The organism is Lentzea alba (assembly GCF_011067745.1).
GTDB classification, from domain to species: Bacteria; Actinomycetota; Actinomycetes; order Mycobacteriales; family Pseudonocardiaceae; genus Lentzea; species Lentzea alba.
The window spans coordinates 1,369,249-1,383,537 of sequence record NZ_JAAMPJ010000001.1 but is presented as its reverse complement, the minus strand read 5'-3'; the positions used below and the strand labels follow the sequence as shown (position 1 = coordinate 1,383,537).

Below are 14,289 nucleotides of genomic sequence, written 5' to 3'. Positions count from 1 at the left end.
TCCGCGCGGGGTGGTTCTTCGAATCGCGTAATTAGCCCAGCCCGGTGACAATGTTGCCGGGCTTGAGCCGTTCGGCGTGTCTGCTGGTCACGCGGGGTGTCCATACCCCACTGATGAACAGAAGGCCTGAAGACCGGTACGGTGAGGGCTGCTGCTTCGAGTCGCCGTGAGTGACTCGTGTTGTTCTGTGTCGGTACGCCAACAAGTAACACCAGGGCTGTTGTCTGCGATGACCAACTTGGGGGACGGACTGGACGCCGAAGTGGGCGCGGCCGTCGACGGCGACCGCCAGGCGATCGAACGCCTGCTGGCCTCCATTCGTCCTCTTGTGGTGCGGTACTGCCGCGCCAGAGTTGGAAGGCAGGAGCGAAGCTTCGCTTCGGCGGACGATGTGGCCCAGGAGGTGTGTCTCGCGGTGCTCACGGCATTGCCCAGCTACCGCGATCAGGGTCGGCCCTTCCTCGCGTTCGTATACGGGATCGCGGCGCACAAGGTTGCCGATGCACATCGGTCTGCCGCCAGGAACCGCTCCGAGCCCGTTCCAGAAGTTCCCGACGCGCCGGAGACCGAAGCTGGTCCGGAGCAGCGGGCGATGCAGGGCGAACTCTCCGATCGGATGGCTGTACTACTGCGCGTCCTGCCGGAGAAGCAGCGGGAGATCCTGCTGTTGAGGGTGGTGGTCGGGCTTTCCGCCGAGGAAACTGCCGAGGCGGTCGGTTCGACGCCGGGTGCGGTCCGGGTGGCGCAACACCGTGCGCTGGCTCGGCTCCGCAAGTCGCTGGCAGCGGAGGAGGTGGTCTGAGTGGCCGACGAGCACGGGAAGGACGACGAGGAAGTGCGCGGACAGGACGGTAGAACCCCGCACGAACCCGTCCCAGACGATCTTTCGGCTGTACAGGCCGATGACAGGCTGCTGGACGCACTGGGGTCCGCGACTCCGGGTGCGACCGGCTCGCTGGTCGACGACGAGCTGAACGCGTTGCTGCTCGCATGGCGCAACGAGGTGGAGACCGAGCCGTTCGGCGAACTGGTCGACACCGAGACCGCCATCGCCACGATCCAGGCTGCCCGCCCGCAGCCGGTGAGCAGGCACCGCTTCCTGATCCCCCTGGCGAGTGCCGCCGCGGTCCTGGCCATCGCCTTCACCGGCGTGAGCCTGGTGGCCCGCGACGCCCAGCCGGGTGACGCTCTCTGGGGCCTGACGCGAGTGCTCTACTCCGAGCACGCGAAGTCGATCGAAGCCGCGGCCATCGTGCGCAACGACCTCGACTCCGCCCGCCTCGCCCTGCGCGAGGGCAAGGTGACCGAGGCCCGCGAGAAGCTCGACAAGGTGCAGGCCAGCCTCGAGTCCGTCTCGACGGCCGACGGCAAGGCCCAGCTCGAGGAGAAGCACAAGGAGCTCGAGAAGGAGCTCGACACCAACACCTCGACCTCCCCGGCGACCACGACGCCGCCGGTGACGAAGCCGAGCGAGTCGAGCAAGCCGTCGACGCCGCCCTCGTCCGCCTCGACCGAGCCGTCCACGACCCAGCCCTCGACGCCGCCGTCGTCGGAGACCCCTCCGCCGCCGAACCCGTCGTCGAACGCCGAGCCGCCACCGCCACCGCCCGTCGAGCCGGGTACCGGCGTGACGCCGGGCAGCGGGTCGTCCGGTGAGACCCAGGGTGAGCAGAGCGGCACCGGGTCCAACTGAGACACCCAACTGAGACGCAGTGTGAACGGCCCCTGATCTTTCGAGGTCAGGGGCCGTTCACATGCTCGGGCGTTCACACGTCAGGTGGAATGTGACCGGTGTGGCGGGTGTGTCGAATCACCCGAGACGTCCGCCACCCGGTCCGAGCGTCAGCGGGCCGACTCGGTGGCCGTCACGCCGTCCGCGTACCCCCGGCAGTACTCCCAGCTCACGTACGCGCCGGGGTCCGGATCGAAGGCGGGCTCGTGCGGGCGCATCCGGCCGTCGGCGAGGAGCTGTTCGAGTGAGGCTCGCAACAGTGCCCAGTCGTGGTAGTGCGGCTCCTGGCACTCGCCGCAGTCCACGACGATGCCGCGTACTCCGCGGTGTTGGAGCAGCGCCTGGTAGACGGCGAGGTCGCTCAGGTCGCTGACCAGCTCCGCTCGTTCGTCCTCGTCCATCGGCGGATGGTCGTGGTCCGGCTCACCCAGGGTGAGCGCTGGGTCCTCGGGATCGCCCTCGAAGGGGTCTGGTGGCAACGCGTCGTGCGGCACGACCCCGCACGGTACCCGCCGTACCCCCCGAGCCGTCCAGATACCATGGGCAGCACCGCCTCCGCCTGCGGAAACCTGACCCGCAGGCTTGTGGGGGAGACCGCACGACGGAAGGCATGTCACCCGCCATGACCAGCGAGCTCAACGCTGACGGAGTCCCGAGCAAGTTCGCCATGCTGGGACTGACCTTCGACGACGTGCTCCTGCTGCCTGCCGAGTCCGACGTCATTCCCAGTGGCGTCGACACGAGCACCAGGATCTCGCGCAACATCACCCTCAAGATTCCGCTGGTCAGCGCCGCGATGGACACGGTCACCGAGGGCCGGATGGCGATCTCGATGGCGCGTCAGGGCGGTATCGGCGTGCTGCACCGCAACCTCTCGATCGAGGACCAGGCGCGTCAGGCAGAGACGGTGAAGCGGTCGGAGGCCGGCATGGTCACCGACCCGGTCACCTGCTCGCCGGACGCCACGCTCGCCGAGGTCGACGCGCTGTGCGCCCGCTTCCGCATCTCCGGTGTGCCGGTGACGGACGCGAACAACAAGCTGGTGGGCATCATCACGAACCGCGACATGCGGTTCGAGCCCGACCACAGCAAGCGCGTGAGCGAGGTCATGACCAACGGCCCGCTGGTCACCGCGCAGGTCGGTGTGTCGGCCGAGGCCGCGCTGGGGCTGCTGCGCCGGCACAAGGTCGAGAAGCTGCCGATCGTCGACGGCGACGGCAAGCTCAAGGGCCTGATCACGGTCAAGGACTTCGTGAAGACCGAGCAGTACCCGGACGCCACCAAGGACCCGGACGGCCGCCTGCTCTGCGCCGCCGCCGTGGGTGTGGGCGAGGACTCGTTCGTGCGCGCGATGACGCTCGCCGACGCGGGCGTGGACGTGCTGATGGTCGACACGGCGCACGGTCACTCGCGCAGCGTGCTGGAGATGGTCGCCCGCATCAAGAAGGAGCTCGGCGACTCGGTTGACGTCATCGGCGGCAACGTGGCCACGCGGGCCGGTGCCCAGGCGCTGGTGGACGCGGGTGCGGACGGCGTGAAGGTCGGTGTCGGCCCCGGCTCGATCTGCACCACGCGCGTCGTCGCCGGTGTCGGTGTTCCGCAGATCTCCGCGATCTACGAGGCCTCACTCGCCTGCCGCCCGGCCGGCGTGCCGGTGATCGGTGACGGCGGCGTCCAGTACTCCGGCGACATCGCCAAGGCCATCGCGGCCGGCGCGTCCGCCGTGATGCTCGGCTCGCTGCTCGCGGGCACCCAGGAGGCGCCCGGCGACCTGGTCCTGGTCAACGGCAAGCAGTTCAAGACCTACCGCGGCATGGGCTCGCTCGCCGCGATGCAGTCCCGCGGCGACGCCAAGTCGTACTCGAAGGACCGCTACTTCCAGGACGACGTCCTCAACGAGGACAAGCTCGTCCCCGAGGGCATCGAGGGCCGCACGCCGTTCCGCGGCCCGTTGTCGCAGGTCGTGCACCAGCTCAACGGCGGCCTGCGGGCGGCGATGGGCTACACGGGTTCCCGCACGATCGCCGAGCTGCAGGACGCGCAGCTCGTGCGGATCACCGCGGCGGGCCTGAAGGAAAGCCACCCGCACGACATCACGATGACCGTCGAAGCCCCGAACTACACAACCCGCTAGAGCTCGTCGAAATAGCTTGGGAGAGGAACCACAGGTGCGCGATCTGGTCGAGATCGGCATGGGCCGGACCGCGAGGCGGGCCTACGAGCTGGACGACATCGAGATCATCCCGTCGCGTCGCACGAGGTCGTCCAAGGACGTCTCCACGACGTGGCAGATCGATGCCTACCGCTTCGACATCCCGCTGATCACCCACCCGACCGACGCGATCGTGTCGCCGGGCACGGCGGTCGCGGTCGGCGAGCTGGGCGGTCTCGGCGTGCTCAACGCCGAGGGGCTCTGGGCTCGCCACGGCGACGTGGACGAGGCGCTGTTCCGCCTGGTCCAGGCGACCGAGGACAGCGACGACCCGGCCGCCGCGGTGAAGGTGCTGCAGGACCTGCACGCCGCCCCGCTGCGGATGGACCTGATCGCCGAGGCGATCAAGCAGGTCCGCGAGTCGGGCGTCACCGTGGCGGTCCGCGTCAGCCCGCAGCGCGCCGGCGAGCTGACCCCGGACCTGCTGGCCGCGGGCGTCGAGATCCTGGTCGTGCAGGGCACGATCATCTCGGCCGAGCACGTGACCCGCGGTGGTGAGCCGCTGAACCTGAAGTCGTTCATCGCGGACCTCGACATCCCGGTGATCGCCGGCGGCGTCGGCGACTACCGCACCGCCATGCACCTCATGCGCACCGGCGCGGCGGGCGTGATCGTCGGCTACGGCTACACGCCCGGCGTCACCACCACCGACTCCGTGCTGGGCATCGGCGTGCCGATGGCCACCGCGATCGCCGACGCCGCGGCCGCGCGCCGCGACTACCTCGACGAGACCGGCGGCCGCTACGTGCACGTCATCGCCGACGGCGGCATCACGACCTCGGGCGACGTGGCGAAGGCCATCGCCTGCGGTGCCGACGCCGTGATGCTGGGCGAGCCCCTCGCCGCCGCGACCGAGGCACCGGGCCAGGGCCTGTACTGGACGGCCTCGTCCGCGCACCCGTCGGTGCCCCGCAGCCTGGTCGCCGAGGCCGTGGACCAGGAGCTCGACCTGCGCAAGCTGCTGTTCGGCCCGTCGTCCGACCCACGCGGCGTGACGAACCTGTTCGGCGCGCTGAAGCGGGCCATGGCCAAGACCGGCTACTCGGACCTCAAGGAGTTCCAGAAGGTCGGCCTGACGATCCGCGGCTGAACCTGATCAGCCAGAAGGGCGCGTTCCAGCTGGTACGCGCCCTTCTGCTTTGCTGGGAACGTGCCGCTCGTCGAGATCACTTACGCATCCCACATCCCCCACGCAGTGCTGAAGCAACTCGCCGCGATACTGCCGCACGCCGTGTCGGTGGCCGTGGAATGCCCCGAAGAGCCCTACGACGGCGACCTCCAGCCCGGCGACGTGGAACTGCGCTTCCGCCCGCGCGGCCCGTTCGACGTGAGCGGCGTGGACATCGTTGTCGAAGTCAGGTCGAAGTGGTTCGAGAGCCGCGCCGCGAACCGCCAAAGCCGCGTCGACAGCCTCTGCACGGCCGTGCAGGACATCACCGGCCTCGCTGACGTGGGCGTTTACCTGAGCCTGCCGGTCGCGGCCTGGTCGCAGACCTGATCTTGCAACCGAGACCCGGTCCCGCGCGTCCTCTTGAGCGTGGAATTGGATGCCTTGTTCGGCGGCAGCAGCAACAGTGATGTGGACACGATTGACGCGGACGCCGAGGTCCAAGAGTTCGAGATCGACGAAACGCCCGAGGAGAACGACGAGGGCGTCGGTGGCATCGGCTGGAAGGTCCTGGTCCTGTTCATCTGCGGCGGCCTGGTGATCACCGGGCTGGCCGTGGCCTTCATGGTGTGGGTGATCGAGGGCCTGGTCCTCTGAGGCGACGGGTGCGCCTGCGCGCGCACCCTCGTCCTTAACTATCTAGTTTTTCTGTATAGTTCTGTTCATGACTGCACCTCACGAGCTGACTGTCACGGAGGCCACCAAGCGTGGCGTTGCCGGCCTGGTCGCCGACGCGGAGCGGTGTGGCCGAGTAGTCGTCACCCGGCACAGTCGCCCGGTTGCCGCTGTTGTTCCGGTGAGTCGCCTGGCTGAGATCGACGAAGCGGAGGCCGACCTGAGGGATCTGGCGCTCGTGCTCGCACGGTCGGCTGAGGATTCGGGGCGACGTACCTCCTTCGACGACGTGCTGGCAGCCTTCGGGCACACCCGTGAGTCGCTCGCAGCGGTGGGGGATGACGACTCGCTCGATGGCTGACGTTCTGTTCACCGACGCAGCCGTTGACGACCTGCGTCGCCTCGGGGCAGATGTCGTGCCCAAGGTGCTCAAGAAGATCCAGATCCTGTTCGACAACCCGGTAGCAGGGCACCCGCTCGGTGGTGAGCTGACAGGTTTCCGGAAGCTGGTGGTGGGGCGCAACCACTGGCGGATCGTCTATCGGATCGCCGCTGACGGCACTGTTGAGGTCTGCGAAGTCTGGTGCGTGGGCGTGCGTTCAGACGCCGAGGTCTACGCCGAGGCATCGGCGAGGGTCGCTGCGGCCGCAGACGAGGACTCCACGCTGGCCAGGCTGGCTGACGTGATCGCCAGGCTCGGTCGCCTGGCGGGTGACGTCGTCGTCGAGGAAGTCCCAGCGCGCGAGCCGGTTCCGGACTGGCTGGCGCAGCGGCTCGTGCACACCGCGGGGGTTCCGCCGGAGCAGGTGGCCGCACTCAGCCTCGAGCAGGCCGTGGACTCTTGGGCGGCCTTCATGAGTACTCCGCGCCCGTCTGAACCGATAGGGGACTAGGCGTTACCGGAAGTAACGCCTACTCTCCCGTTCATGGGTGAACTCGCCGGTAACTTCGACGTCGTCATCGTCGGCTCCGGGTTCGGTGGCAGCGTGGCCGCGCTCCGCCTGACTGAGAAGGGCTACCGCGTCGCCGTGCTGGAGGCGGGGCGCCGGTTCGCCGACGACGAGTTCGCCAAGACCAGCTGGGACCTGCGCAGGTACCTGTGGGCGCCGCAGCTCAAGTGCTTCGGCATCCAGCGCATCCACACCCTGCGCAACGTCATGGTGCTCGCCGGTGCGGGCGTTGGTGGCGGCTCTCTCGTGTACGCGAACACGCTGTACCGGCCGCTCAAGCCGTTCTACGAAGACCGGCAGTGGGCGCACATCACCGACTGGCAGGACGAGCTGGAGCCGTTCTACGACCAGGCGAGCCGGATGCTCGGGGTGGTCACGAACCCCACGACGACGCCGAGCGACGTCGTCATGCAGAAGGTCGCGAAGGACATGGGCGTCGAGGACAGCTATCACGCCACGCCCGTCGGGGTGTTCTTCGGCGAGCCCGGCAAGCCTGCGGCCGACCCCTACTTCGGTGGCGTGGGGCCGGAGCGCACCGGGTGCACCGAGTGCGGCGGCTGCATGTCCGGGTGCCGGGTCGGCGCCAAGAACACGCTGGTCAAGAACTACCTCTACCTCGCGGAGAAGCTGGGCGCCCAGGTCTTCCCGCTGACCACGGTCACCGCGCTGCACGAGAACGACGGCCGGTGGACCGTCGACACGAAGATGACCGGCGGGAAAGCCACGAAGAGCTTCACCGCCGACCAGGTCGTGGTCGCCGCCGGCACGTGGGGCACCCAGCAGCTGCTGCACAAGGCCAAGGTCACCACGTTGCCGAAGATCTCGGCCAAGCTCGGTGAGCTCACCCGCACCAACTCCGAGTCGATCATCGGGGCCGCGCGCTACACGGTCGACCCGGACAACGACTTCACCAAGGGCGTCGCGATCACCAGCTCCATCCACCCCGATGAGATCACGCACATCGAACCCGTCCGGTACGGCAAGGGCAGCAACGCCATGGGGATGCTGCAGACCCTCGCCACGGACGGCGCGGCGAGCACGCCGCGGTGGTTGCAGTTCATCAAGCAGGCGGTCCGGCACCCGCTTCGCGTCCTCAGGCTGCTCAGCGTGCACCGGTGGAGCGAGCGGACCGTGATCCTGCTGGTGATGCAGAGCCTCGACAACTCCATCACCACGTACCTCAAGCGCGGCAAGCTCACCAGCAAGCAGGGCCACGGCGAGCCGAACCCGGCGTTCATCCCGGCGGGCCACGAGGCGAACCTGTTGGCCGCCAAGCACATCGACGGCATGGCGGGTGGCACGTGGGGTGAGCTGTTCAACATCCCGCTGACCGCGCACTTCATCGGCGGTTGCGCGATCGCCGCCAGCGAGGACGACGGCGTGATCGACCCCTACCACCGCGTCTTCAACTACCCCGGACTGTCCGTTGTGGACGGTGCGGCGATCAGTGCGAACCTCGGGGTGAACCCGAGCCTCACCATCACCGCGCAGGCCGAGCGGGCGTTCTCGCTGTGGCCGAACAAGGGCGAGCAGGACGAACGGCCGCAGCAAGGCCAGAAGTACAAGAGGATCAACCCGACGAAGCCGAAGAACCCGGCGGTGCCCGATCAAGCTCCGGCCGCATTGCGGTTGCCGATCGTGAAGACGTCCTGAGCTGGTTTCATTTGGCTACGGTGGAGGCATGGCCAAAAAGCCTTTCGCCTCCAGCGCCGACCTCGCCCCGAAGGACGAGGTGTTCGTCGAGCTCGCCGAGGGCGTCTACGCCCTGACCGCCGAGGGCGACCCCAACGTCGGGGCGATCGAGGCCGAGGACTTCCTGATCTGCTTCGAAGCGCGTGCCACACCCGCGGCCGCGCGCCGATGGCTCGCCCAGCTCCGCGAGCACACCAAGAAACCCGTCCGGTACCTGGTGCTCAGCCACTACCACGCCGTGCGCACGCTCGGCGCCAGCGCGTTCGACGCCCAGGAGATCGTCACGCACGAGATGACGCGGGTGCTGATCGCCGAACGCGGGCAGCAGGACTGGGCGAGCGAGTTCGGCCGCATGCCGCGGCTGTTCGAGCAGCCGGAGGAGATCCCCGGGCTCACCTGGCCGACGCTCACGTTCTCCGACCGGATGAGCATCCCGCTCGGCGACGAGCGCGGTGACCTCGTGCTGCAGCACCTCGGCCGCGGGCACACGGCGGGCGACATCGTGGCGTGGCTGCCGCAGCAGCGCATCCTCTTCGCCGGTGATCTGGTCGAGTCGCAGGCCGCGCTCTACACCGGTGACGCGTTCCACGACGAGTGGGCGACGTCCACTCTGGACGAGATCGAGGACCTCGGTGCCGAGGTGCTCGTCGGCGGGCGGGGCAAGGTCGCCCGCGACCGCTACGAGGTCGAGGCGGCGATCAACCAGAGCAGGCACTTCCTGAACGAACTGCGTCGTACGGTCGGCGGGGTGCACGCCGAGGGCGGCACGCTCAAGCAGGCCTTCGAACTGGCGCACCGGACGCTCGTGGGCCGCTACGGGCGTTGGCCGATCTTCGAGCACTGCCTGCCGTTCGACGTGCAGCGTTACTGGGACGAGTGCGATGGCAAGGACTGGCCGGAGATCTGGACCGCCGAACGCGACCGCGCCGTCTGGGACGCCCTGCAATGAGCCCGGTGCTGGTGGTCGGCGCCGGGCCGGTCGGCCTTACCGCCGCGCTGTTCCTCGCGCGAGCCGGCGTGCCGAGCATCGTGCTGGAGGCCCAGGAACAGCGCGCGAAACGAGGCAGCCGTTCGATCTGCGTGCAACGCGACGTCCTGGAGATCCTGGCACGCGTCGGCGTCGGGCAGGCCGTCGCCGACGCCGGCGTCACCTGGTACACCGGCCGCACCTACCACCGCGACCGCGAGGTGCTGACCCTGACCTTCCCCGAGGCCAAGGGTTTCCCGCCGTTCGTGAACACCCCGCAGACCGTCGTGGAACAGCTGCTGGAGGAACGGGTCCGCGCCGAGCCGCTGATCGAACTCCGCTACGGCCGCGCCCTCGAAAGCCTGACCCAGGACGACGAGGGGGTGTCCACCCAGGACGGAATCAAAGCCACCCACTGCATCGCCGCAGACGGTGTGCACTCCGCGGTCAGGCAGCTGCTGGGCATCCCGTTCGAGGGCTTTTCGTTCGACGACAGGTTCATCATCGCCGACGTTCGCGTCGACCTGGACTTCGAGACACCGGAACGCCGTTTCTACTTCGACCCGCCCTGGAATCCCGGCCGCCAGGTCCTCCTGCACCCGCAGCCGAACGGCGTCTGGCGGATCGACTGGCAGGTCGCGGAAGACGTCCAGCTGACCGACGACCACATCCGCGCGATCGTCGGCGACAAGCCGTACGAGGTCGTCTGGCAGTCCACCTACCGCTTCCACCAGCGCCGCGCGAAAACCCTGCGAGCGGGCCGGATCCTGCTCGCCGGCGACGCCGCCCACGTGATGAGCCCGTTCGGCGCCCGCGGCCTGAACTCCGGGATCTGCGACGCCGACAACGCGGCCTGGAAGATCGCGGCCGACCGGCGGGGCGAGGCCGGACCGCGCCTGCTGGCGTCCTACGACGTCGAACGCGGTGCCGCCGCCGACGAGAACCTCCGCATCACCGGCGACACCATGCGATTCCTGGTGCCGGGCACCCCCGAAGAGCGAGCACATCGGCAACGGGCGCTCGAAACCGGTGAAGGCATCGACTCCGGCAAGCTCTTCACGCCGTTCGCCTACACCGATTCGCCGTTGACGACCGACGGAGGCGAGCTGATCGCCCGATCACGCGCCGCCGGACCGGGTTTCACGGTCGCGGACGGGCGCCTGATCAGACCGGACGGCCACGTCGCCGGCGAGGACAACGACGACGTGAGGCGCCGGGCGTTGGGTTACAGCTGAATGCCGGTCAGCACGGTGACGCGTTCCTCGGTGAAGTCCTCCATCGCCGACCGGACGCCCTCACGTCCGGTGCCGGACCCCTTCACGCCGCCGTAAGGCATCTGGTCGGCGCGGTAGGACGGCACGTCACCGATGATCACGCCACCGACCTCGAGTTCGGCCGCCGCCTCGAACGCCACCTGCACGTCGCGGGTGAACACCCCAGCCTGCAGCCCGTACTTGGTGTCGTTGGCCTGCGCGAACGCGTCCTCCACGCCGTCCGCCACGGACACCACGAGCACCGGCCCGAAGATCTCCTCGGTCCACAGCTTGGCGCTGAACGGCACGTCCGCCACCACGGTCGGTTCGACGGTCGTCCCGGTCCGCTTGCCGCCGATCAGCACCCGAGCGCCCGCGTCGGCGGCCATGTGCACCCATTCCTCGACGCGCCGGGCGTTGTCCTCGTCGATCAACGGCCCGACCTCGACCTCGGGGTCGTGCGGATCGCCGGTCTTCAGCGCGCCAACGGCTTCCACGAGCTTCGGCACGAACTCGTCGACCTTCGAGCGGTCCACGATCACCCGCTGCACCGCGATGCACGACTGCCCGGCCTGGTAGTTGCCGAACGTCGCGATGCGCTGCGCCGCGTGGTCCAGGTCCGTCCAATCAGGACAGATGAGCGCGGCCGCGTTGGAACCCAGCTCCATCACGACGTGCTTGCGCGGCGCGGCTTCCATCAGCGACCAGCCGACCTTCGTGGAGCCGGTGAACGAGATGACCGGCAGCCGTTCGTCGCGCACCAGCGCGTCCATGTCCTTGCCGCGCACGGGAAGGATCGAGAACGCGCCCTCCGGCAGATCGGTCTCGGCCAGGATCTCGCCCAGCAGCAACGCGCTCAGCGGCGTCGCGGAAGCGGGCTTCACGATCACCGGCGCACCCACCGCGAGTGCCGGCGCCACCTTGTGCGCCACCAGGTTCAGCGGGAAGTTGAACGGCGCCACGGCCAGCACCGGCCCGCGCGGCACGTGCCGGACGATCGCCATCCGTCCGACCCCACCGGCCTCGGTGTCGAGCCGCTGCAACCCACCGGTGAACCGGCGGGCTTCCTCCGCGGCGAACCGGAACGTGGTGACCGCCCGGGAAACTTCGATCTCGGCCCACTTGAGGGGCTTGCCGTTCTCGGCGGTGATCGTCTCGGCGATCTCCTCCGCGCGCTCGGCCAGCGTCCGCGACACCTGCAGCAGTGCCTCGGCCCGCACGTGCGCGGGTGTTCGCCGGAACTGCTTCGCGACGGCCGCGGCGGCTGCCACCGCACGTTCCACCTGATCTCTGCCCGGCACGGCCACCGAGGCGACCTCGGTGCCGTCGAACGGGTGGAAGACCTCTAACGCCTGCTCGCCCTGCTCGGGGCGGCCGGCGACCCAGCACGGCCTGGGTTGCGGCGTGAACGCGTCCATGGGAGTCACGTTAGGCCCTGTTGGCCTGCACGTACTCGACGAGACCCAGGTAATGGTCGTCGTGGCGTTCGGCGCGTTGCTGCACGAACGCCGGATGCTCGCGAATGGTGCGAATCGCGTCGTCCAGTCGAATGAGGACGTGCTCGTCTTCATAGCCGCATCCGTAGGCCTCGCAGAACAGCCGAGCCCGGCGTTCGCGCTCGTGCGGCAACCCGAACACGAACTGGATGATCGCCCAGCTGACGTCCCACCAGCGCGGACCGGGGTGGGCGGCGTCGAAGTCGAAGATCCCCACCGGCACCCCGTCGCGGTAGACGGTGTTGTACGGCGCGAAGTCGCCGTGGAGCACCACCTCGACGGGTTCTCTGGCGGGGAACTGCCACCCGTCGAGCTCGCCGTACCCCACCGTCGCGTCGTGCAGCCTGCGCAGCATCAGGGCTGACTCGATCAACGACTCGTCATCGGAGGGGAACACGTGGCCAACGTCACCGGGCAGGTAGCTGAGCAGTTCGTGCTCCGCGTCGAGCCCGAGCGGAACCGGCGCGATCCCCAGCGGTGCCAAGTGCCGCAACAAATCGTGCACCCGAGGCGCCCACGGCCCGGCCGGTCGCCGCACCGCGTCACCCACCCTGAACACCTGGTTCAGCCCGCCACCGGTCAGCAGCTCCCCGTCCACGCATGACATCCTTGGCGACGTGTCCGACACCAGCAACCGCCCTGTTCTCGTCGTCGACTTCGGCGCCCAGTACGCGCAGCTGATCGCCCGCCGCGTGCGCGAGGCCCAGGTCTACTCCGAGGTGGTCCCGCACACCGCGACGGTCAGCGAGATCCTCGACCGCAACCCGTTGGCCATCGTGCTGTCCGGTGGCCCGTCGAGCGTGTACGAGGAGAACGCCCCGCAGGTCGACCCGAAGCTGTTCGAGACCGGCGTCCCGGTCTTCGGCATCTGCTACGGCTTCCAGGCGATGGCCCGCGCGCTCGGCGGTGCGGTGGAGCAGACCGGCACCCGCGAGTACGGCCGCACGGACCTGAGCGTGCCGACCGAGGGCGGCGCGCTGCACCAGGAGCTCCCCGCGACCCACCCGGTGTGGATGAGCCACGGCGACGCCGTCACCAAGGCGCCCGAGGGCTTCACCGTCACCGCCACCAGCGAGGGTGCGCCGGTCGCCGCGTTCGAGGACACCGAACGCCGTTTCGCCGGCGTCCAGTACCACCCCGAGGTGCACCACTCGCCGCACGGCCAGGAGGTGCTGCGCCGGTTCCTGCACGACATCGCGGGCATTCGTCCGCAGTGGACGACCTCGTCCATCGTGGACGAGCAGGTCACCCGGATCCGCGAGCAGATCGGTGACGGCAAGGCGATCTGCGGCCTGTCCGGCGGCGTCGACTCCGCCGTGGCCGCCGCTCTCGTCCAGCGCGCCATCGGTGACCGCCTCACCTGCGTCTTCGTCGACCACGGCCTGCTGCGTTCCGGTGAGCGCGCCCAGGTCGAGCGCGACTACGTGGCCGCCACGGGCATCAACCTGGTGACCGTCGACGCCCGTGAGCGGTTCCTCAACGCTCTCGCCGGCGTCACGGACCCGGAGGAGAAGCGCAAGATCATCGGCCGCGAGTTCATCCGCGTGTTCGAGCAGGCCGAGCGCGACCTCAAGGCCGAGGGCGACTACCGGTTCCTGGTCCAGGGCACGCTCTACCCGGACGTCGTCGAGTCCGGCGGCGGCGCGGGCACGGCGAACATCAAGTCGCACCACAACGTCGGCGGCCTGCCGGACGACCTGCAGTTCGAACTGGTCGAGCCGCTGCGCGCGCTGTTCAAGGACGAGGTGCGCCGCGTCGGCACCGAGCTCGGCCTGCCGGAGACGATCGTGCAGCGCCAGCCGTTCCCCGGCCCCGGCCTCGGCATCCGGATCATCGGCGAGGTCACCCAGGACCGCCTCGACACACTGCGCCAGGCCGACGCCATCGCCCGCGAGGAGCTCACCGCGGCGGGCCTCGACCGGCAGATCTGGCAGTGCCCGGTCGTGCTGCTCGCGGACGTCCGCAGCGTCGGCGTCCAGGGCGACGGCCGCACCTACGGCCACCCGATCGTGCTGCGCCCGGTGTCGTCCGAGGACGCGATGACCGCCGACTGGACCCGCCTGCCCTACGAGGTGCTCGAACGCATCTCCACCCGCATCACCAACGAGGTGGCCGAGGTCAACCGCGTAGTCCTGGACGTGACCTCCAAGCCCCCGGGCACCATCGAGTGGGAGTAAAACCATGGGGGGCACATTCATGGACGT

At 69.1% G+C, this 14,289-nt stretch carries 15 protein-coding genes; 12 read left to right on the top strand and 3 right to left on the bottom strand.

Going from position 1 to position 14,289, the window contains the following annotated elements:
- Positions 1–229 precede the first annotated feature (229 nt).
- Both G7043_RS06620 and G7043_RS49265 read left to right on the top strand, forming a co-directional pair.
- Positions 230–802 carry a sigma-70 family RNA polymerase sigma factor gene (locus G7043_RS06620; protein ID WP_030471987.1) on the top strand — a complete coding sequence of 191 codons (573 nt, stop codon included), beginning with the start codon at positions 230–232 and terminating at the stop codon, positions 800–802.
- Entirely contained in the window at positions 803–1,693 is an 891-nt protein-coding gene (locus tag G7043_RS49265) for an anti-sigma-D factor RsdA (protein ID WP_166044614.1), read from the top strand.
- A gap of 149 nt (positions 1,694–1,842) precedes the next feature.
- On the opposite strand, the gene G7043_RS06610 is transcribed toward G7043_RS49265, so the two are convergent.
- On the bottom strand, positions 1,843–2,226 hold the full coding sequence (locus tag G7043_RS06610) for a DUF5319 domain-containing protein (protein ID WP_166044613.1): 384 nt from the start codon (positions 2,224–2,226) through the stop codon (positions 1,843–1,845).
- Positions 2,227–2,354: 128 nt separating this feature from the next.
- Here G7043_RS06610 and guaB point away from each other — a divergent pair, with 128 nt between their 5' ends.
- From guaB to G7043_RS06565, 9 genes are all read left to right on the top strand, one after another.
- Positions 2,355–3,866, top strand: a complete 1,512-nt coding sequence (gene guaB, locus G7043_RS06605; RefSeq protein WP_166044970.1) for an IMP dehydrogenase — start codon at positions 2,355–2,357, stop codon at positions 3,864–3,866.
- Positions 3,867–3,900: 34 nt separating this feature from the next.
- A complete protein-coding gene (locus tag G7043_RS06600; protein ID WP_166044612.1) occupies positions 3,901–5,034 on the top strand; it encodes a GuaB3 family IMP dehydrogenase-related protein in 1,134 nt (377 codons plus the stop codon).
- A 60-nt stretch (positions 5,035–5,094) separates the two neighbouring features.
- Positions 5,095–5,442 (top strand): hypothetical protein, encoded by a 348-nt coding sequence (locus G7043_RS06595; RefSeq protein WP_166044611.1) that lies wholly within the window; start codon positions 5,095–5,097, stop codon positions 5,440–5,442.
- A 39-nt stretch (positions 5,443–5,481) separates the two neighbouring features.
- The gene (locus G7043_RS06590) at positions 5,482–5,709 is read left to right on the top strand and encodes a hypothetical protein (protein ID WP_166044610.1); all 228 of its coding nucleotides are present in this window, start codon (positions 5,482–5,484) and stop codon (positions 5,707–5,709) included.
- A 67-nt stretch (positions 5,710–5,776) separates the two neighbouring features.
- Positions 5,777–6,088, top strand: coding sequence for a type II toxin-antitoxin system Phd/YefM family antitoxin (locus G7043_RS06585; RefSeq protein ID WP_166044609.1), 312 nt, complete (start codon positions 5,777–5,779; stop codon positions 6,086–6,088).
- Positions 6,081–6,620 carry a type II toxin-antitoxin system RelE family toxin gene (locus tag G7043_RS06580; protein ID WP_166044608.1) on the top strand — a complete coding sequence of 180 codons (540 nt, stop codon included), beginning with the start codon at positions 6,081–6,083 and terminating at the stop codon, positions 6,618–6,620. The genes G7043_RS06585 and G7043_RS06580 overlap by 8 nt, the downstream gene beginning before the upstream one ends.
- Before the next feature lie 33 nt (positions 6,621–6,653).
- Positions 6,654–8,330, top strand: coding sequence for an FAD-dependent oxidoreductase (locus G7043_RS06575; protein WP_166044607.1), 1,677 nt, complete (start codon positions 6,654–6,656; stop codon positions 8,328–8,330).
- Positions 8,331–8,358: 28 nt separating this feature from the next.
- Positions 8,359–9,318, top strand: coding sequence for an MBL fold metallo-hydrolase (locus G7043_RS06570; protein WP_166044606.1), 960 nt, complete (start codon positions 8,359–8,361; stop codon positions 9,316–9,318).
- Entirely contained in the window at positions 9,315–10,571 is a 1,257-nt protein-coding gene (locus tag G7043_RS06565) for an FAD-dependent monooxygenase (RefSeq protein WP_166044605.1), read from the top strand. The genes G7043_RS06570 and G7043_RS06565 overlap by 4 nt, the downstream gene beginning before the upstream one ends.
- On the opposite strand, the gene G7043_RS06560 is transcribed toward G7043_RS06565, so the two are convergent.
- Positions 10,562–12,007: an aldehyde dehydrogenase family protein gene (locus G7043_RS06560; RefSeq protein WP_166044604.1), complete on the bottom strand. Its 1,446-nt coding sequence runs from the start codon at positions 12,005–12,007 to the stop codon at positions 10,562–10,564. The two genes, G7043_RS06565 and G7043_RS06560, sit on opposite strands and share 10 nt — an antisense overlap.
- A 10-nt stretch (positions 12,008–12,017) precedes the next feature.
- Positions 12,018–12,683, bottom strand: a complete 666-nt coding sequence (locus G7043_RS49795; RefSeq protein WP_166044603.1) for an aminoglycoside phosphotransferase family protein — start codon at positions 12,681–12,683, stop codon at positions 12,018–12,020.
- A 19-nt stretch (positions 12,684–12,702) separates the two neighbouring features.
- On the opposite strand from G7043_RS49795, the gene guaA reads away from it, so the two are divergent.
- Positions 12,703–14,262, top strand: coding sequence for a glutamine-hydrolyzing GMP synthase (guaA, locus tag G7043_RS06550; protein WP_166044602.1), 1,560 nt, complete (start codon positions 12,703–12,705; stop codon positions 14,260–14,262).
- The last annotated feature ends 27 nt before the right edge of the window (positions 14,263–14,289 follow it).

What these genes read in the sequence shown, in the direction of transcription:
- G7043_RS06620 (WP_030471987.1), top strand. Translation starts at nt 230, where the DNA reads ATGACCAACTTGGGGGACGGACTGGACGCCGAAGTGGGCGCGGCCGTC.
- guaB (WP_166044970.1), top strand. Translation starts at nt 2,355, where the DNA reads ATGACCAGCGAGCTCAACGCTGACGGAGTCCCGAGCAAGTTCGCCATG.
- G7043_RS06585 (WP_166044609.1), top strand. Translation starts at nt 5,777, where the DNA reads ATGACTGCACCTCACGAGCTGACTGTCACGGAGGCCACCAAGCGTGGC.
- G7043_RS06580 (WP_166044608.1), top strand. Translation starts at nt 6,081, where the DNA reads ATGGCTGACGTTCTGTTCACCGACGCAGCCGTTGACGACCTGCGTCGC.
- G7043_RS06575 (WP_166044607.1), top strand. Translation starts at nt 6,654, where the DNA reads ATGGGTGAACTCGCCGGTAACTTCGACGTCGTCATCGTCGGCTCCGGG.
- G7043_RS06570 (WP_166044606.1), top strand. Translation starts at nt 8,359, where the DNA reads ATGGCCAAAAAGCCTTTCGCCTCCAGCGCCGACCTCGCCCCGAAGGAC.
- G7043_RS06565 (WP_166044605.1), top strand. Translation starts at nt 9,315, where the DNA reads ATGAGCCCGGTGCTGGTGGTCGGCGCCGGGCCGGTCGGCCTTACCGCC.
- G7043_RS06560 (WP_166044604.1), bottom strand. Translation starts at nt 12,007, where the DNA reads ATGGACGCGTTCACGCCGCAACCCAGGCCGTGCTGGGTCGCCGGCCGC.